This window comes from Pseudomonas sp. GW821-FHT01E05 (assembly GCF_059422425.1).
In genome coordinates, this window is the sequence record NZ_JBWKWW010000006.1 from 161,215 (window position 1) to 179,956 (window position 18,742).

Here is an 18,742-nt window from a genome sequence, read left to right on the forward strand (position 1 = left end):
GCCGCGTATCGCAAGATACGCGGCGTTTTCTATAGCGTTGTAACGTTAGGCTTGAATGACCGGAATGTTGGCATTCGCAGCAGCTTCACGGAACTCGGCGATCTGGTCGAAACTCAGGTAGCGATAGACATCGCTGGCCATGGTGTCGATTTCCTTCGCGTAGGCCATGTACTCCTCGACGGTCGGCAGGCGACCCAGGATCGAAGCAACAGACGCCAACTCAGCCGAAGCCAGGTAGACGTTTGCGCCGTCGCCCAGACGGTTCGGGAAGTTACGGGTCGATGTCGACACTACGGTGGAGTTCGGTTCAACGCGAGCCTGGTTACCCATGCACAGCGAGCAGCCCGGCATTTCCATGCGCGCGCCAGCCTTGCCGTAGATGCCGTAGTAGCCTTCTTCGGTCAACTGGTGAGCGTCCATTTTGGTCGGCGGCGACAGCCACAGACGGGTTGGCAGCTGACCCTTGACCTGATCCAGCAGTTTACCGGCAGCGCGGAAGTGACCGATGTTGGTCATGCACGAACCGATGAACACTTCGTCGATCTTCTGGCCAGCAACGCTGGACAGCAGACGGGCGTCGTCCGGATCGTTCGGCGCGCAGAGCACAGGCTCTTTGATGTCGGCCAGGTCGATGTCGATGATTTCAGCGTATTCGGCGTCAGCATCGGCAACCATCAACTCAGGGTTGGCAATCCAGGCTTCCATCGCTTGAGCGCGGCGTTCCAGAGTACGCGCATCGCCGTAGCCTTCGCCGATCATCCAGCGCAGCAGGGTGATGTTGGAGCTCAGGTACTCGGTGATCGACTCTTTGGACAGCTTGATGGTGCAACCGGCAGCGGAACGCTCGGCCGAGGCGTCGGACAGTTCGAATGCCTGTTCGATGCTCAGGTTGTCGAGACCTTCGATTTCCAGGATACGGCCGGAGAAGGCGTTCTTCTTGCCTTTCTTCTCTACGGTCAGCAGGCCAGCCTGGATCGCGTAGTAAGGAATGGCGTGAACCAGGTCACGCAGGGTGACGCCCGGTTGCATTTTGCCTTTGAAGCGAACCAGGATCGATTCCGGCATGTCCAGTGGCATCACGCCAGTGGCTGCGGCGAAAGCGACCAGACCGGAACCGGCCGGGAAGGAGATCCCCATCGGGAAACGGGTGTGGGAGTCACCACCGGTACCGACGGTGTCCGGCAGCAGCATGCGGTTCAGCCAGCTGTGGATGATGCCGTCACCCGGACGCAGGGAAACACCGCCGCGGGTCATGATGAAGTCTGGCAGGGTGTGGTGGGTGGTCACGTCGATCGGCTTTGGATAAGCCGCGGTGTGGCAGAAAGACTGCATTACCAGATCGGTCGAGAAGCCCAGGCACGCCAGGTCTTTCAGTTCGTCACGGGTCATGGGACCGGTGGTGTCCTGGGAGCCGACGGTGGTCATTTTCGGTTCGCAGTAGGTACCTGGACGAACGCCAGCTACGCCGCACGCCTTGCCGACCATTTTCTGCGCCAGGGTGAAGCCCTTGGTGCTTTCAGCCGGAGCTTCCGGCTTCTTGAACAGATCGGACGGCGGCAGACCCAGCTCGGCACGCGCCTTCTCGGTCAGGCCACGGCCGATGATCAGCGGAATACGACCGCCAGCACGGACTTCGTCGAGCAGGACCGGGGTCTTCATTTCGAAGGTGGTCAGGATTTCGTCGCTGTTGTGCTTGGTGACTTTACCGGCATGAGGGTACAGGTCGATCACGTCGCCCATGTTCATGTTGGTCACGTCGAATTCGATTGGCAGTGCGCCGGCATCTTCCATGGTGTTGTAGAAGATCGGAGCGATTTTGCTGCCGAAGCAGAAACCGCCAGCGCGCTTGTTCGGCACGTAAGGAACGTCGTCGCCGAAGAACCACAGCACCGAGTTGGTGGCCGATTTACGCGAAGAACCGGTACCCACTACGTCGCCGACGTAGGCGATCGGGAAGCCTTCGCCGCGCATGGTTTCGATCTGCTTCATGGGACCGGTGACGCCTTGCTCATCAGGCACGATGCCGTCACGGGCCATTTTCAGCATGGCCAGGGCGTGCAGCGGGATGTCTGGACGGGACCAGGCATCAGGAGCAGGGGACAGGTCGTCGGTGTTGGTTTCGCCGGTGACCTTGAATACGCGCAGGCTGATCTTGTCGGCCAGAACAGGGCGGTTCTTGAACCACTCGCCGTCAGCCCAGGATTGCAATACGCCTTGAGCGTGAACGTTGCCGTTCTTGGCTTTTTCCGCGACGTCGTGGAAAGCATCGAACATCAACAGGGTGTGCTTGAGTTGCGCGGCAGCGACCGGAGCCAGTTCGGCTGAGTCGAGCAGGTCAACCAGCGTCACGATGTTGTAGCCGCCTTGCATGGTGCCAAGCAGTTCAACAGCGCGCTTTTTGTCGAGCAGAGGGGAAGTGGCTTCGCCTTTGGCCAGAGCAGAGAGGAAACCGGCCTTTACATAGGCTGCTTCGTCCACGCCAGGCGGTACGCGATTGGTGATCAGGTCAACGAGGAAAGCTTCTTCGCCAGCCGGGGGATTCTTCAGCAGCTCGACCAGGCCTGCAGTTTGTTCGGCGTTAAGCGGCTGGGGAACGATACCCAGTGCTGCACGCTCTTCGATATGTTTGCGGTAGGCTTCAAGCACAGTTATTACCCTCATCAGTGGTCCCAAATGGGTGTCCGGGACGCTCATCCCGAAATTGCCGTACTCATGCGCTGCGTAGCGTTGTGGGCCACTTAGCCAGAATTACCGGCAATTCCTTACAGAAGCTGCTTTCAAAGTTTTACGCCTGCAGAACGGGGAGCTGATGAGGGTTGGCGTTGGGCTTTTCCCCGCTGGAAAAACCCTTCGCCAACACCGCTCTGAAGGAACGACTGTGCTCGTGACGCTTTGAAAACAGCTTCTAACGGACATTGGCGCCTTAAAAGGCTGGCTGATTCTACGGCAAAAAAAATTTTAAGGTAAGTTAGCCTCTGAACTTTGAGGGGTGATGAATGTTAGACAAAGGGCTAACATGCCGACCTGTTTTGCTTCTCACGTTCTGCTTACCTATGCCCAATCAGACCATCAAGACCCCCTGCGTCGGCCTCTGCTCCACTGTTTACGGTGATCTGGTATGCCGTGGCTGCAAGCGTTTCCACCATGAAGTGATTCACTGGAACGGCTACAACGAGGAAGAAAAACGTGCGGTCTGGCTGCGTCTGGAGCAGCTGCTGGTGCAGGTGATGGCCGGCAAACTGGAAATTTTCGACCCCAAACGGCTGCGTCAGCAGCTGGAGCAGCGAAAAATCCGCTTCGTGCCCCATCAGTCCGAATATTGCTGGGCCTATCAGTTGATTGCCCGTGGCGCGCGGGTCATCAGCCAACTGGACGCCTACGGCATGGTGTTAATGCCCGAGTTTCGCGGCTGGAGCCTGCCGCAGCTGCGTGATGCCATTGATCGGGAGTTTTTCCTGCTGTCTGAAGCTCATTATCAGCGTTACATCGCGCCGGGCTTTCTCAGGGATGCCTTCGGTTCCTGATTGCTGAAACCTAGTGGCGAGGGAGCGGCCACTCCCTCGCCACAGGTGATCATCACCTCAATGCTTCAACGCCACTTCCTCCAGGTGGTCCATGATCTGGTCCGGCTTGAGCACCAGTACGTCGCTTTCCAGCGAGTCGAGCACCACTTCCGCGGTATTGCCAATCAATGCACCTGACAATCCGGTACGCGCCACGGTACCGATGACCGTGACCGATGCCTGCAACTTGTGGGCAAAGTGTGGAATCAATACGTCTGCCGGGCCTTCTTCGATATGCAAATGGTCGTCATCAATGTCGAACTCGGCCTGAAACGCCTTGCACTGCTCGCGGTAGCGGGCTTCGATGGTTTCCTTGAGCTGAAACACTGGATCGGCCGCCGACAGCATCGGTGACGGATGGGCGCTGATGACATGCAACTGCGCCTTGGCCAGGCTGGCGATGTCAAAGCCGTGATCGACGATGCTGGCGTGCAGGTTGCGGTGTTCGCCATCGGTATTGCCGACGTCGATGGCCGCCAGAATGGTTCCGCCAGTCCAGGGGGTGGAGGTCTTGACCAGTAACACCGGAGTCGGGCAATAGCGTAGCAGTTTCCAGTCCGCCGGGGTGAGCAGGGCCTTTTTCAGCGGGTTGTCGGGGTAATGCTGCTTGACCACCAGGCCGCAGCCTTCGGCCTGCTGCACGTCGATAATGGTTTCGTGCAGGCTTTCATTCCACGCCTGTTCGGTGGTGACGCTGTAGCCTTCGCTCAACAGGCTGCTCTTGAGCACGCTCAGGAGCGCCGAGTGCTCATGCTTCTTGTCGCAGACCAGCAAATGCAGGTGCGCCTGGGTCACTCCGGCGATCAGCTTGGCGCGTTTGAGTGCGAGACTTTCCGAATGCTCGGGCTCAATGACCACCAGGATGCTGCGAATGGCTTGCATGATCGGGATCTCCAGAAGGTGATAGACGCTACGTTGCACAACTATAGTTGCTGTGCGCTGACTGTGATGTTGACGCACATCAAGTCGGCCGACTGGTGGTCTGCGGCCCGGCCGGTATAATCAGCGCCCTTCGCTGTGAACCTTTCTTTCGTGAGCCTCATGTTACCGATCCTTGAAGTCGCTGCCCTCCTGCCTTGCCACGCTCCTGAACGTACGGAAGTGTCCCTATGATTTTTCCGGAAATTCACGAGTTTTTGGGTTGCCGCACCCCGGACGGTTGGGTCCAGGCCGCGCTGGCGGATCAGGAAACCCTGCTGATCGACCACAAGAATTGTGAGTTCAAGGCCGCTAGCACTGCTCTGAGCATGATTGCCAAGTACGGTGCTTACTCTGATCTGGTGATCATGATGTCTCGGCTGGCCCGTGAAGAGCTTGTGCATCACGAACAGGTTTTGCGGCTAATGAAAAAGCGCAAAATCGAATGGCGCCCGCTGTCGGCTAGTCGGTATGCCTCTGGGCTAAGAGCTGTTGTACGAAGCCATGAGCCAGTGAAGCTCGTTGATACGTTGGTGGTGGGAGCCATTATCGAGGCCCGTAGCTGTGAGCGCTTCGAAGCGCTGGTGCCGCATCTGGACGATGAGTTGGGGCGATTCTACTTCGGCTTGCTTAAAAGCGAAGCACGGCACTTCCAAGGCTATCTAAAGCTTGCGTATCAGTACGGGGATGCCGCTGACGTGGATCGTGTAATCGAAAAGGTCAGGACGGTTGAGGCTGGCTTGATTGACAGCCCGGATAGCGAATTCAGATTCCATAGTGGTATCCCGACGCTGACGTGACGTAGTTTTGAATCATGATCTGTCCGCCATATATAGAAAAGCCCCGCAGATTAAGGTCTGCGGGGCTTTTTAATTTTTGCATTGAACGCACCCCGAGGGAGTACTCTCGCTCGCCGACCCAGTGCAGCCAAGCGAGAGCGCTCGGTTGTTTCAGGTGGGATCGCTATCGAGAAAGACATAGAGCGCCGCTATCTTCCCATCGCGAACGATGATCACATCCCAACCCGTGTAGTCGGGTGACTCGCCGCGCGGACCAGAGCCCCATGCCAGGCGACCGGCATTGTGGAGCGCCTGCGGTTTACTGTGTGGCGTGTACACGAAGTGCGGGTGCATCGCGCGAAGATCTCCGGCAAGTTTGTCCAGCGCGTCGTGCCCGACAAAAACACCTGGAGGCACGTAGATCATGCAATCCTCTGTGTAGAGCTCCATGATGGCCTCGCGACGACGGGACGCGTCACCTTCACCAAAGACCTCCTGAAGGTTGCGAAGCAGCAGTTCATTGATGCGAGCATTCATGATTCTTTTCCTCAGTCATTGACTGTTGAGCCGATTCCGGGCGTATGGCGTGGACCTCTCTCGCATCCGGCGCCCTCAAGCGGCCGCTTTGCCCCAGGGGGTTGAGAGAGTGGGCGTTGCGTTATTGAGCAAGCGCCAAGGTCTTCTTGATGGCCGTAACGACTGCGGGCCGCGCCGAGACTTCTTCGTACCAGCGAGTCACGAACGGGAACTTGGCGAGAGAGGCGCCGATTGCCTGGTGACGCCACACCCACCCGAAATGTGCGATGTCCGCAATGCTGTACGTCTCACCAGCCACATAAGGACTCTGCTCAAGGTTGTGGTTGAGCACCCCCAGAACTCGATCTACTTCCGATAAAGCACGCGCTTGGGCCTCAGCTTGCGGTGAGGACTGCAGGTTGACCAGGAACGCCTGCAGGAACGCGGGACTCAGGCCGGACGCGTGGAAGAAGAGTTGTTCGAATACCTTGCCGCGATGAATGCCATGATTCGCAAGCAGTTGCCCGGTTTTCTCTGCAAGGTAGACCAGGATGGCGGCGGACTCGCCGAGCACCACATCGTCGACGCCTGGCTCGGAGGAGCGGTCAATAAGCACGGGCACTTTGGCGTTGGGATTCAAGGCTCGGAAGGCTTCGCTCTTCTGTTCCCCCTGACGCAAATTGACGGGGACGAGCCGGTAGTCCAGCCCCAACTCTTCCAGCGCGATGGAGACCTTGAGGCTGTTGGGCGTGGCAAAGGCAAACACTTCAAGCATGGTCATATCCTCTTTCATTCAATTGACGAACCAGCCGCCCAGGCCAGTCGTCAGACTTGGGCCTGCCCTCCATCGACGAAGAGCTCCGTACCCGCGATGCAAGCTACGTCGGAGGAAGTTGGGTGAGACAAATCTATGGCCATGCGCTATTTTTCGAAATAGAAATGAATGAAAACCATCGTTGCAGGAATGTCATGTCGAAGCTGCCAGATTTCGAAGGACTCGCGATGTTCGGGAAGGTCGCCGAAGAAGGTTCATTTGCGGCGGCGGCAACAGCCATGGGTGTCTCGGTCGCGACGGTCTCGCGGGCCGTTACCCGCCTTGAAGAGCGGTTGGGAGGTCGATTGTTCAACCGCACCTCCCGACGACTTGCGCTCACGGACTATGGCCGCTCGCTCGCCGATCGAGCGGCAAGGATCTACGCGGAGGCTGAGGACGCCGAGGATTTCGCACGTGAGACATCGAGTCGACCACGTGGTCTCGTAAAGCTCGCGGTACCGCTTTCCTTTGGGGCGCGCTGGGTCGCCCCGTTGCTGCCCGAGTTCTTTCGGACCTATCCAGACATTTCCATCGATCTCCATTCCGCGGACGCGCAAGCTGACTTGATTGGCGAGGGCTTTGACGCCGCCCTGCGTATCGCGGTCATGGAGGATTCGTCACTCGTTGCCCGTCTCATTGCACCGGTGCGCCGGTTCGTGGTGGCGTCCCCTGACTATCTGTCCCACTACGGTCGCCCGCAACACCCGAGCGAGTTGGGTGCTCACCGGTGCCTGAGTTACATCAACAGAAATAGGCATGACATCTGGCGCTTTACGCACACAAAGAGCGCTGAGGAATGCACTGTTGTGCCCGCCGGCGGGTTGCGGGCAACGAGCGTGGAGGCATTATTACCTACCGTCCTTGCCGGACTGGCCATCACGGAGATCCCCGAGTTCATCGCGACACAGTATTTGCGCGACAAGCAGCTCGAGCCGCTGTTGACCGATTGGCGTTTGCCTGAAGGGGGGCTTTATTTCGTCACACCCACGGCTCGTGCACGGCCAGCGAAAGTTAGCGCCTTGGCAGAGTTCTTTACCTCCAGACTCGCCGCGGCGCAATGGAGAGCCGAGACGGTCCTGGAACAGAAGCCATCAAACCGGCGCAGACGGTGAAGATGGCGGGGGGAGTGAATGGCCCGCTCCGGCAGCGCTCGGAGCAATAGCGCACCTCGCCAACGTCGCCATAAATGCAAAACTGGGGACGCCAGCTCTCCGCAAGCTGCTATGCCTCGGGGTTGCGCAAAGTAGTGCGCAACCCCGAACCGGTCAAACTGGTGGATACCCTGGTGGTCGGTGCCTTTATCGAGGCTCGAAGTTGCGAACGCTTCGAAGCGCTGGTGCCGCATCTGGATGAAGAACTGGGCAAGTTCTACTTCGGTCTGCTGAAAAGCGAGGCCCGGCATTTCCAGGGATATCTGAAACTGGCTCACCAGTACGGGGACGCCAAGGACATTGCCCAGGTGATCGAGAAGGTCAGGGCGACCGAGCAGGTTCTCATCGAGTCATCGGATACCGAGTTCCGCTTTCACAGCGCGATTCCAGCGCTCTCTTCGGTAGCCTGATTTTTCGGGCAAACCTGTCAAATAATTCATAGGCAGGGGGAACAGCTTCGAAGACCCCGGTGGGCTTAACTAAACTAATGTTTAGGTTCAGGGGAACGCTCTGCTAGGTGCCCATTGTTATCTTCGCGCCATTCGTGGTGGCCAAGCCACACAGGCTTTGCCGGAGATGATCAGTAGATGCCCGTCGTTACGTTACCTTCGTCTTTCAGACCGTCCTCAGCCTCGCTTCGACTTTCTAAACGGCTGACGCTCCTGGGCATGCTGTTGTTGAGTGGTTGCTCGCTGGTGCCGACCTACCATCAACCCGCATTGGCAGTTGCGCCGGCCTGGGCCGGCGCGGCTTCCAGCGCACCGGCAGCGGGCGGGCAGTGGTGGACAGAGTTTCACAGTCCGGAGCTCGACGCTCTGATCGCCCGCGGTCTGGATCACAATTACACCCTGCAAGCGGCTCTCAGCCGAATCGATGAAGCCCGTGCTTCGGCCCAGGTGGCGGGTGCCGCACAATACCCGGCAGTGGCTTTGGGCGGCAGCTATCAGCGGCAGAACGGTAGCTCGACGAGCCAGACACGCAGCGTGTTTGCCCAGGCGTCCTATGAGGTGGACTTCTGGGGCAAGCACCGGGCAACGGCTGACGCAGCCCAGACGCTGGCGCAAGCAAGCGCTTTCGATGCGCAGACCTTGCGCATGACCTTGGGAGCGTCGATTGCCGACAGCTATTTCCAGGTGCTCTCGCTCGAAGAGCGGCTGCGTCTGGCACAGTCGATCGCTGACGACGCGCAACAAGTGCTTGAGTTGGTCCAGGTGCAAGCCAGCCAGGGGGCAGTGTCCAACCTTGAGGTCGAGCAGCAACGCAATGCCCGACAAACCTTTCAGGCCGCGGTGCCGGCCCTGCGTCAGCAACGCGATCAGGCGCTGTATCAATTGGCGGTACTGGTCGGCGCTGCGCCACAAGGATTCACCGTGTCTCAGACCGGCCTGGAGCGGTTCGACGTACCAAAGCCTACGCTTGGATTGCCGATCGGCCTGCTGCGCCAGCGGCCGGATATCCAGTCGGCCGAGGCACGCCTGAAATCGGCCAATTTTGATGTCGGTGTGGCGCGAGCTGCCTTTTTACCCAATCTATCGCTGGATCTGATGGGCGGCCTCGACACCCTGGCTGGAGGACGGATCTGGAGCGTGGTCGGCACACTGGCCCAACCGGTGTTCATGGGTGGCCAACTGAACGGCCAATTGCACTTCGATCAGGCTCATGTCCAGGAATTGACGGCCAGCTATCGGGAGTCGGTGATCGAAGCCTTGCAGGATGTCGAGACGCAGTTGAGTGCTGCCCATGAACTGGATCAAGCCTATGAGCTGAACCGCGCTGCAGTGGCCTCGGCCCGTGAGGCCGCGAGGCTGGCGCAGGTTCGTTACCGTCTGGGCTCGACCGACTTCCAGACGCTGTTGGTCGTGGAGCGTACCCAGTACCAGGCCGAAGACACGTTGCTGCAGGTGCGCCTGCAGCATTTGCAGGCCGCAGTCGGCCTGTTTCGCGCACTGGGCGGTGATTTCACGGCTGCCGCCATCTCGTCTAACACCATGCCCACTCCGTCTTCTTCAGCTCTTCAGGCCACACGCCCATGAACGTCCCACTCGTTTCGCCTCCTTTTCGCCGCTGGCGCCATGCCGGACTGCTCATCGTCCTGCTGGGCGCCGGGTGGGTGATCAGCACCCCATGGCGCGCATCCGCCGAACCCGCCAAACCGGCGGACAGTGCGGTGCCGGTGGTCATGCAGCAGGCCCGCCAACAAGATTTGCCCATCTGGCTGGATGCGATCGGCAACGTCCAGCCGCTCAACACGGTGAATGTGCGGGTAAGGGCCGATGGCGAGTTGCAGAAGGTGCTCTTCAGTGAGGGCCAGATGGTGACTGCTGGCAGCCAACTGGCGCAGATCGATCCGCGGGTCTATCACGCTCAGTTGGCGCAGGCCCAGGCCGTGGTCGCCAAAGATCAAGCGCAACTGGCCAATCTGCGCGTCAGCCTGGATCGGGCCAGTAAACTGGCTGCGGCCAAGGCCGGTCCGACCCAGGATGTCGATACCTATCGGGCGCAGCTGGCCGCGCAGCAAGCCAGCGTACAGGCGGATCAGGCCGCGCTGGAGAATGCGCGTCTGCAACTGGGATTCACCCAGATCCTCGCACCGCTGACCGGGCGCACCGGCCAGCGCCTGCTGGACGTCGGCTCGATTGTTCATGGCACGGACGCGACGGGGTTGGTGACCATCACTCAAATGGCCCCGATCTCGGTGGCCTTTGCCGTGTCCCAGGATGAGCTGTCCGAAATCCTTGAAGAGACTGCGCGCCAGCCCTTGCAGGTGGTTGCCATGAGCCGTGATGGTCGGCAACAGATTGCCAGCGGGCACCTGAGCTTCATTGATAGTCAGGTCGCTGCCGCCACCGGCCAGATTCAGCTCAAAGCCCAATTCGACAATGCCGATAACAAGCTTTGGCCCGGGCAGTTGGTCAACGCCCGCCTGTTGCTCAATACCCAGCGCAAGGCAACCGTGGTTCCGGCCAACGCGGTCCAGTTAGGACAGAAGGGCAGTTTTGTTTATGTGGTCAACGCTGATCAGCGAGTAGCGCCGCGACCAGTCCAGGCGGCGGCCGTGGTCGATGGCCAGCAATGGATTCGTGCAGGGCTGGAACCGGGTGAAACGGTCGTGGTTCAAGGGCAGTCGCGTATCGCACCGGGAGTCAAGGTGTCTGCGGTTCAGGCTGATCCTGCGCAAGTCGATACGTCCGTATCGATTGCCTCCAGCAACGGCGTGGAGGGAGGGCGATGAAAGCCTTGTCCGGTTTGATCCAGCGACGTGTCGGTTTGGGCTTGCTGGCGTTGGGGGTGATGCTGCTGGGAAGCTTCGCGTATTTTCAGTTACCCGTAGCGCCGCTGCCGACCGTGGATTTCCCGACGATTCAGGTCACCGCAAAACTCTCCGGCGCGAGTGCCGAGACTATGGCGACTTCGGTGGCGACACCATTGGAGCGTGCTTTCTCGGCAGTCCCTCAAGTCACATCCATGACCTCGTCCAGCGCCTCGGGGAAAACCCAGATCGTGCTGCAGTTCGATTTGTCCCGCAACATTGACGGCGCCGCCCAGGATGTCCAGTCGGCGATCAATACCGCCAGCGCCAGCCTGCCCAAAAGCATGACCAGTGCGCCGACCTTCAACAAGGTCAATCCGGCCGAGTTCACCGTGCTTTCGTTGGCGCTGACGTCACCGACTCGCACGCTGCACGAACTGGATCGCTATGCCGACAATTACCTGGCTCAGCAGTTATCGCAGGTGCCGGGCGTTGGTCTGGTGGACTTTCATGGTGAACAGAAACCCGCTGTGCGCATTCAGATCGACCCGGATGCCCTGGCAGCTCGCGGCTTGACACTGGAGGACGTGCGTAGCGTCATCGGTCTGAGTACGCTCGACCAGCCCAAAGGGAGCCTGGACGGTGCCAGCCGTAACGTGACCCTCAACACCACCGACCAGTTGCTCGACCCGCAGGGCTATCGCGACCAGGTGGTTGCCTACAAGAGCGGGATGCCGATCAAACTGGGCGACCTTGGCCGGGTGATCGATGGTGCCGAAGATACCCAGCAGGCGGCGGCCATCGGCGGGGAGCCGACGATCATTGTCGACATCCATAAACAGCCGGGTTTCAACGTGCTGGCGACCATTGCAACGATCAAGGCGCGTCTGCCGTCGTTGACGGCATCGTTGCCCCGTGACGTTCAGGTTCAGGTGGTGGGCGATCGCACGCAGACGATTGAAGCGTCGGTGCATGACGTGCAGTTCACGTTGTTGCTGTCCATCGCGCTGGTCGTGGTAGTGATCTTTGTGTTTCTGCGCAAAGCCACCGCGACCCTGATCCCGAGCCTGACCATTCCTCTGTCACTGGTGGCGACCTTTGCGGTGATGTACTTGCTGGGTTATAGCCTGGATAACCTGTCGATCATGGGGTTGGCGATCGCGGTGGGATTCGTGGTCGACGACGCCATCGTGGTGATGGAAAACATCGTGCGTCACCTGGAAATGGGCAAGTCACGCCTGCAGTCGGCGGTCGATGGCTTGCGTGAAGTCGGTTTCACCATCGTCTCTATGACGGTTTCGCTGATCGCGGTATTCCTGCCGATTTTGTTGATGGGAGGGATCGTCGGACGCCTGATGCGCGAGTTCGCGGTCACGGTCAGCGTGGCGATTGTCATGTCCTGCATCGTTTCGCTTACGGTGACGCCAATGCTCTGCGCGTGGCTCTTGAAACCCCACGCCGAGGACCGCCCCGGGCGATTCGCGCAGGCCTGTGAAGCGGGGTTCACACGCTTGCACGATGGTTACCGACGTAGTCTGGATTGGGTACTGGAGCATCAGCGCCTGACCCTGGTAGTCGCGCTGGCGACACTGGTGGCGACGGCTGCGCTGTATGTCTACATCCCCAAAGGCTTTTTCCCACAGCAGGACACCGGGCTGATTCAGGGGGTCGCCGAGGCGGCGCCGGATATTTCGTCGCAGGCAATGCGCGAGGACGTCGCGCGCCTGACCGATATCATCGGTCAGGACCCAGCAGTGGCCAAGGTCTATTTCTGGATCGGACCCAACCCGACGATCAGCCAGGGCAAGGTGATGATCAACCTCAAGCCCTTCAGTGAACGCACCGCCAGCGCCCAGCAAGTGATCGCCCGACTGCAACCGCAGCTTGATGCGGTGCCTGCTATCAAGCTGTTCATGCAGGCCAACCAGGACATTCAGATCGGTGGGCGGGCGAGCAAGACCCAGTATCAATACACCCTCCAGGACCCGAACAGCCTTGAGCTGGACCACTGGAGCGCGGTTCTGTTGGCGAAGTTCAAGACGCTGCCACAGTTGCAGCATGTCACCTCCGATCAGCAGCACGCCGCACCCCAGGCGACACTGGTGATCGACCGCCCCACGGCGGCACGGCTGGGTGTCACCGTCCAGGCTATCGATGACGTGCTTTACGATGCGTTCGGGCAGCGACAGATCGCCACCATGTTCACCCAGCTCGATCAGAATCATGTGATTCTCGAGCTCGATCCGCGCTGGCAGTTGTCGCTCGATACGCTTGCGCATCTGTACGTTCGTTCAGCCGCCGGCGACAGGGTGCCGTTGAACCTGTTGGCCAGCGTCAAGAACGAGCTGGCGCCGATCGTGATCAACCATCAGGGGGTATTCCCGGCCATCACGCTGTCGTTCGACCTGGCGCCGGGTCAAGCCCTGAGCAACGCCGTCGCGGCAATTCAGCAGGCCTCGCTGGATGTCGGATTGCCGGATAGCGTCCGTGGGAGCTTTCAGGGAACCGCCCAAGCGTTTCAGGATTCCATCAAGTCGCAGCCGTGGCTGGTGTTGGCGGCGATTCTGACGGTCTACATCGTCCTGGGTGTGCTGTACGAAAGCGCCATCCATCCGTTGACGATCATCTCCACGTTACCCTCGGCAGGCTTCGGCGCCTTGCTGGCGTTGATCATCTGTGGTCAGGATCTTTCAGTCCTGGGCATGATCGGGATCATTTTGTTGATCGGGATCGTCAAGAAAAACGCCATCATGATCGTCGATTTCAGCCTGGCGGCCGAGCAGCAAGGGATGAGTCCCCGCGATGCTGTGCGCGAAGGTTGTCTGTTACGGCTGCGTCCGATTCTGATGACTTCTCTGGCTGCCTTGCTGGGAGCGGTACCGCTGGCTTTTGGTCATGGCGCCGGCTCCGAATTGCGACAACCGCTGGGGATTGCCATCGTCGGCGGGCTGGCGGTGTCACAACTGCTGACGCTGTACACCACCCCGGTGGTCTACCTCTGGTTCGATCGCTTTCGCCGTCGTAGTCAGGTCGAGCACTCGCTGGTCAAGAGTTAAAGGTTCACAAAGGATGTGGTGAGGGCGCAGAACCTGTAGGAGCACGGCTTGCCGGCGATGGCGTCCTCGAGATCGCCATCGTCGGAACGCCGCCCGGACCCATCGAGCGTCGAGCGGCTGCTCCTACAAAAAGCCATCTATTTCAAGCGCAACGGCTCATCGGTTCAAGCCAAGCCGCTCATGCCACTGGGCGATGGATTCTTGCGGGTAGACCTCGAATTGCTGGTCGCCGGGGTGCGCCTGGACTTCAACCCAATCGGCTTTTGAGCCAAGCATCAGATGCGTATGTTCCGGCGGCACCGGCAGCGGTGTGTCGATGGCCGAGGCAAACGGGTGGATCAGCTCCGGCCACTGCGGGCTGAACAGCCACAGCGCACTACCGCAGAGCTTGCAGAAGTGACGCTCGGCGGTGCTGCTGTGGGCGCGGCGATCACCTTCATCCTTGAGTCGGGCGTGATAGATCGCGACGTTTTTGCGGCCGCGGACTTTCAGGCTGTTGGCGTCACCGCCCAGATTGATCGCATAACCGCCACCCCCCTGAGTCTTGCGACAGATCGAGCAATAGCAGCGCTGGTAAGGGTAGGGGTGTGCACTGCTCAGGCTGAACTTGACCGCACCGCAATGACAGGAACCTTCGAGCTGCATGGGAATCTCCGGCTGTTCTTGGACGTACTTAGGACAGCCTAGTGGCCTGTGTGGCTAGTTCGTTAGCTCAAATTCGGATGCCGGCGGCCCAGAGCCAAGGCGCTGTGACGAGTCATAGCCCGCTATGGCGAGGAACAGCAACGCAGGATATGGGCTGCTGGCGCCGAAGTTGACTAACAGAACTAGCCACACAGGCCACTAGACCTTCAGCACCCTTCGACCGGCACCAGAATCGCGTCGCCGGTTGCCAGTTGTGGCTACTGTCAGATCTGACAGGGGCACAGCAGTTTCCGATCAGCGGTTATGCGACCTTCGTCGCTTTCATTTGTTCGGCACCCGCCACAAATACCAGGCCGCCGTCGTCCGATACGGACTCCACCACAACCCCATTTCGATCATCTGCTTGCGCGTCGGCTGCACCTCCAGCCCCTTCAACCGCCGATACCCCTCGCGCACGCCAAAATCATCGGCCGGCAAAATATCCGGCCGTTCCAGGCTGTAAATCAGCAGCATCTCAACCGTCCAGCGTCCAACCCCGCGCAAGGTAATCAACCGCTCGATCAATGTCTCATCGTCCATGGTCAATGCCGTGGCGTAATCCGGCACCACACCACTCAACGCCGCCTCAGCAATCCCCTGAATGGTCGCGATCTTGCTGGCCGAAAACCCGCAACTGCGTATCTGGTCAATCCCGGTTGCAATAATCTGCTCAGGCCTCGGAAACGCGCCCGAGGGAAACAACGCCAGCAACCTCCCGACAATCGCATCCCCGGCCTTGGCATGCAGTTGCTGGTAGGCAATCGCCCGCACCAGCGACTCATAAGGATCGCGCGCCGGATGGGGCTGATGCAGGCAAGGGCCGATGGCGGCAATGTGGCGCCGCCAGTCGTCATCGATGGACGACAGAAACTCGGTCGCGGGCAGATAGGGATCGAGCATCGCGATCAGGCTTTCCCGGAGGGTTTGAGCAGGGCGTTCACTTCGCCATAGGTGAAGGCCTTCAGGTGGCTGCTGTCGAGCTTGCCGGTTTGCAGAAAGCTTTTAGCAAGCCCGGCCATGGCGCCGTAAAGAAACTCGGCGATGCCCGATCCTGCACTCAAGCGGCGTACGCCGAGGATTTTGAGCTCGTCTGGCGACGGCAGGCCGGGTAATCCGAGTACGTTCACCGGTAGCGTGGTGCCCTGGCAGAGCGCCGCAATTTCGTACTCCGCGGTCACGCCTGCGGCGAACAACCCATCGGCGCCAGCGGCTTGATACAACGCCGCACGCTTGAGCGTTTCTGCGACGCGATCTTCGGCGGGCACCAGACCCTTGAGGTAGACGTCGGTGCGCGCATTGATGAACAGCTTCACGTCGCGGCGCCTGGCAACCTGACGAGCGATCTCGATCTTGCGTGCCAACAGTTCGGGCGGTGAGGCGCCATCTTCGATGTTGATCCCGACGGCCCCGGCGGCGATCACCGCATCGATCACATCGGCAACCCGTGCCAGGTCATCGGAATAACCGGCCTCGATGTCCACGGTCAACGGCACGCAAATCACTCGGGCAATGGACTCGACGGTCGACACCAGGCGTTCGAGGGGCAGGGTGTTGCCATCCGGATAGCCATGAACCCACGCCACAGCCGCGCTGCTGGTGGCAATGGCTTTGCTGCCCAATTGCTCCACCAGCCGCGCCCCGGCGGCATCGGCGACGTTGGTGAGGATCAGCAAACCCTCGTGGTGCAGCTGGTGAAATTGATTGTCGAGCGTGTCCATCGGATGTCCTTCCCTTATGACTTTGTTGATATAGACGGGGTTGAAATAAACGGGGAGCGATCAGAACGCGAGTTGTTGAATGACCTGCACCTTGGCCTTTTCCAGCCTAAGCAAAAACGCCTTGCGCGGTTGTCCTCCACCATAGCCTGTCAACGAGCCATCTGCACCGATCACCCGGTGGCAGGGCACGACAATCGAGAGACGGTTATGCCCGTTCGCCAGGCCCACGGCACGACTGGCGCCGGGTTTGCCCAGCAACACGGCGATGGTGCCGTAGGTGCTGGTCTGGCCATAGGGGATTTTCGTCAGTTCGGCCCAGACCTGCCTGGCGAAATCGCTGCCCGGCAAATGCAGCGGGACCTTGAACTCGGTCAGCTTGCCTGCGAAATACTGCGCCAGTTCATTTTCGATTTGTCGCAAGTAGGCGTTGTGCCCTGGCGCCACGGCATAGCTGTAGCGGTTTTGTAGTGCTTCTACCTCCCGGGTCAACGCGGGTCGATCGAGGAATTCCAGGAGCACCAGCCCACGGCGCTCGGCCATGGCGATCATCGGCCCCAGCGGTGTGGTCAGGCGGGTGAACAGCAGTGGCTCGCTGTTGGCGGCGCGGCCGGGGGTGATATGGAAGGACTTTTGAAACGCGTCGCGGAAACCGCTCAGGGATTCGTAACCCGAGTCGAACGCGACGTTATCAATGGAATTGCCCTGTTTGATGCCGCCTAACGCCATGCCGAGGCGCCGGGTGCGCAGCCAGGCATGGAAGGTCATGCCAAAATGTTGTTTGAACCAACGCCGCAGCTTCAGCGGCTCGATGCCCTTGGCCAGTAACTGGGCATCGGTCCAGCGCTGGTCGGGGTCGGTATCCACCGCCGAGAGCAGCTTTTGCACCCAGTCCGGTGCGATGGCCGCGGCGTCCAGCGGCTTGCAACGCAGGCAAGCGCGATAGCCCGCCGACATCGCCTCGTCGACATGGGCGAAGAACTCGACGTTTTCCGGCTTCGGCTTGCGCGCTGTGCAGGTCGGGCGACAAAAGATGCCGGTGGTTTTGACCGCGGTAAAGAACACCCCCTCATAGGCGGTGTCTCGTTCGAGCATGGCGCGAACCATCTCGGTATGGGGCGGGAGTAGGGTGTTTTTTAGGTTCATGGACACGAGTCTAGAGTGACCGGCGCTGAGCCTCCACCGGAAAATCGACAGCGAATTCCGGCTTTTGCTTGAGCGTGACCTCAGTGCTTGTGCCGGTGATGAATGTCTGGAAAGTGCGGATGGCTGTGGCGGATCGGCGCATGGTCATGTACGTGGCTGTGGGGCTGCGTTCCATCCCATTCAAACGAATGCTCGTGTTGATGGTGCTCGTCGTGAACATGACGGTGTTCGTGCGTGAGCGGGTCGTGTTGGTGATCGTGGGCATGGCTTTCGGTGAGATGAATCCAGACACCTGTGCCCATCAACAAGGCCGCCGCCCAGAACGTGAAGGACACAGGCTCGCCCAACATCAAAATCGAAATGGCTGCGCCCAGAAACGGTGCCGTAGAGAAGTACGCGCCGGTGCGTGCGGTGCCAAGCCCTCGAAGCGCCAGAACGAACAGCACCAGGCTGATGCCGTAGCCCAGAAATCCAACGATGAGCGTGGGGCCAAGCACGGAAAAATCTGGAAGTTGAGCCCCCAGGAAAAGTGCCAGAGAACAGTTCACCAGACCGGCGATCAAGCCTTTGATACCAGCAGTAAAAAGAGCATCCGAGGCTGAAACCTTGCGCGTCAGATTGTTATCGATAGCCCAGCAAGCACAGGCCAAAGCGACAGCCAATGGCCCAAGCCACTCATAAGACCGGGTTGTACTCTGCGGCCACGCCAGGACGAGGCCTCCGGCAACGATGGCGAGCATACCCGCCACGATCCGGCGATCAGCATTCTCTTTGAAAACGACCCACGCCAGTAACGCTGTCAGTACGGCTTCCAGATTAAGCATGAGTGACGCTGTCGAGGCTGATGTTCGGGTTAAACCAAACATCAGTGCGATCGGGCCAAGAACACCACCAAAAGCGATCGCACCGATAAGCCACGGCCATTCTGACGGCGTAAGACCGGTTTTTTGCCAACGGCGGTCGCGGATAAACCTGACGACTGTCAGACCAATTCCGCTACCCAGGTACAGGAGGCCGGCGAGCAGGATCGGGGAGAGATTCAGGCCTAACAGTTTGGCCAGTGGTGTACTCGCACCAAATAGTGCGGCGGCCGCCAGTGCGTAGAAAATGCTGATGTTCATTCAACTGCTACTCCGAGTCTAACGCTGGA

Annotated in this window: 15 protein-coding genes and 1 pseudogene; 7 read left to right on the forward strand and 9 right to left on the reverse strand. The window is 59.6% G+C overall.

Going from position 1 to position 18,742, the window contains the following annotated elements; all coding sequences use genetic code 11:
* Nucleotides 1-45: 45 nt before the first annotated feature.
* On the reverse strand, nt 46-2,646 hold the full coding sequence (acnB, locus tag AC07W5_RS15020; RefSeq protein WP_495023831.1) for a bifunctional aconitate hydratase 2/2-methylisocitrate dehydratase: 2,601 nt from the start codon (nt 2,644-2,646) through the stop codon (nt 46-48).
* A gap of 407 nt (nt 2,647-3,053) precedes the next feature.
* On the opposite strand from acnB, the gene AC07W5_RS15025 reads away from it, so the two are divergent.
* Nucleotides 3,054-3,524, forward strand: coding sequence for a DUF1289 domain-containing protein (locus tag AC07W5_RS15025; RefSeq protein ID WP_494991419.1), 471 nt, complete (start codon nt 3,054-3,056; stop codon nt 3,522-3,524).
* A 57-nt stretch (nt 3,525-3,581) separates the two neighbouring features.
* On the opposite strand, the gene AC07W5_RS15030 is transcribed toward AC07W5_RS15025, so the two are convergent.
* Entirely contained in the window at nt 3,582-4,445 is an 864-nt protein-coding gene (locus AC07W5_RS15030) for a universal stress protein (protein WP_494991420.1), read from the reverse strand.
* Between the two features lie 227 nt (nt 4,446-4,672).
* Between AC07W5_RS15030 and AC07W5_RS15035 the strand changes: the two genes are divergently transcribed.
* On the forward strand, nt 4,673-5,281 hold the full coding sequence (locus AC07W5_RS15035) for a MiaE family protein (protein WP_489072876.1): 609 nt from the start codon (nt 4,673-4,675) through the stop codon (nt 5,279-5,281).
* Nucleotides 5,282-5,431: 150 nt separating this feature from the next.
* Here the strand turns inward: AC07W5_RS15035 and AC07W5_RS15040 are convergent, their stop codons facing one another.
* Together AC07W5_RS15040 and AC07W5_RS15045 are read right to left on the reverse strand one after the other, a co-directional pair.
* Nucleotides 5,432-5,797 (reverse strand): nuclear transport factor 2 family protein, encoded by a 366-nt coding sequence (locus tag AC07W5_RS15040; RefSeq protein ID WP_493060885.1) that lies wholly within the window; start codon nt 5,795-5,797, stop codon nt 5,432-5,434.
* Between the two features lie 121 nt (nt 5,798-5,918).
* Nucleotides 5,919-6,551: a glutathione S-transferase family protein gene (locus AC07W5_RS15045; protein ID WP_495023706.1), complete on the reverse strand. Its 633-nt coding sequence runs from the start codon at nt 6,549-6,551 to the stop codon at nt 5,919-5,921.
* Nucleotides 6,552-6,745: 194 nt separating this feature from the next.
* Between AC07W5_RS15045 and AC07W5_RS15050 the strand changes: the two genes are divergently transcribed.
* The 5 genes and pseudogenes from AC07W5_RS15050 (at nt 6,746) to AC07W5_RS15070 (ending at nt 14,047) form a co-directional block, all read left to right on the forward strand.
* Nucleotides 6,746-7,702: a LysR family transcriptional regulator gene (locus AC07W5_RS15050; RefSeq protein ID WP_495011940.1), complete on the forward strand. Its 957-nt coding sequence runs from the start codon at nt 6,746-6,748 to the stop codon at nt 7,700-7,702.
* 89 nt (nt 7,703-7,791) lie between these two features.
* Nucleotides 7,792-8,151 (forward strand): annotated as a pseudogene (gene miaE, locus AC07W5_RS15055) (tRNA isopentenyl-2-thiomethyl-A-37 hydroxylase MiaE); the annotation flags it as partial.
* A gap of 258 nt (nt 8,152-8,409) precedes the next feature.
* On the forward strand, nt 8,410-9,774 hold the full coding sequence (locus tag AC07W5_RS15060; protein ID WP_495023707.1) for an efflux transporter outer membrane subunit: 1,365 nt from the start codon (nt 8,410-8,412) through the stop codon (nt 9,772-9,774).
* Entirely contained in the window at nt 9,771-10,973 is a 1,203-nt protein-coding gene (locus tag AC07W5_RS15065) for an efflux RND transporter periplasmic adaptor subunit (RefSeq protein WP_495023708.1), read from the forward strand. The genes AC07W5_RS15060 and AC07W5_RS15065 overlap by 4 nt, the downstream gene beginning before the upstream one ends.
* Nucleotides 10,970-14,047, forward strand: a complete 3,078-nt coding sequence (locus AC07W5_RS15070) for an efflux RND transporter permease subunit (protein ID WP_495023709.1) — start codon at nt 10,970-10,972, stop codon at nt 14,045-14,047. The genes AC07W5_RS15065 and AC07W5_RS15070 overlap by 4 nt, the downstream gene beginning before the upstream one ends.
* A 156-nt stretch (nt 14,048-14,203) precedes the next feature.
* On the opposite strand, the gene AC07W5_RS15075 is transcribed toward AC07W5_RS15070, so the two are convergent.
* From AC07W5_RS15075 to AC07W5_RS15095, 5 genes are all read right to left on the reverse strand, one after another.
* A complete protein-coding gene (locus AC07W5_RS15075) occupies nt 14,204-14,692 on the reverse strand; it encodes a GFA family protein (RefSeq protein WP_495023710.1) in 489 nt (162 codons plus the stop codon).
* A 321-nt stretch (nt 14,693-15,013) separates the two neighbouring features.
* Entirely contained in the window at nt 15,014-15,631 is a 618-nt protein-coding gene (locus tag AC07W5_RS15080; RefSeq protein WP_494991426.1) for a DNA-3-methyladenine glycosylase family protein, read from the reverse strand.
* A 5-nt stretch (nt 15,632-15,636) separates the two neighbouring features.
* Nucleotides 15,637-16,449: an isocitrate lyase/PEP mutase family protein gene (locus tag AC07W5_RS15085; RefSeq protein WP_495023711.1), complete on the reverse strand. Its 813-nt coding sequence runs from the start codon at nt 16,447-16,449 to the stop codon at nt 15,637-15,639.
* A gap of 60 nt (nt 16,450-16,509) precedes the next feature.
* Nucleotides 16,510-17,592, reverse strand: coding sequence for a bifunctional transcriptional activator/DNA repair enzyme AdaA (locus AC07W5_RS15090; RefSeq protein ID WP_495023712.1), 1,083 nt, complete (start codon nt 17,590-17,592; stop codon nt 16,510-16,512).
* An 80-nt stretch (nt 17,593-17,672) separates the two neighbouring features.
* Nucleotides 17,673-18,713, reverse strand: coding sequence for a DMT family transporter (locus AC07W5_RS15095; RefSeq protein WP_494991429.1), 1,041 nt, complete (start codon nt 18,711-18,713; stop codon nt 17,673-17,675).
* Between the last annotated feature and the right edge of the window lie 29 nt (nt 18,714-18,742).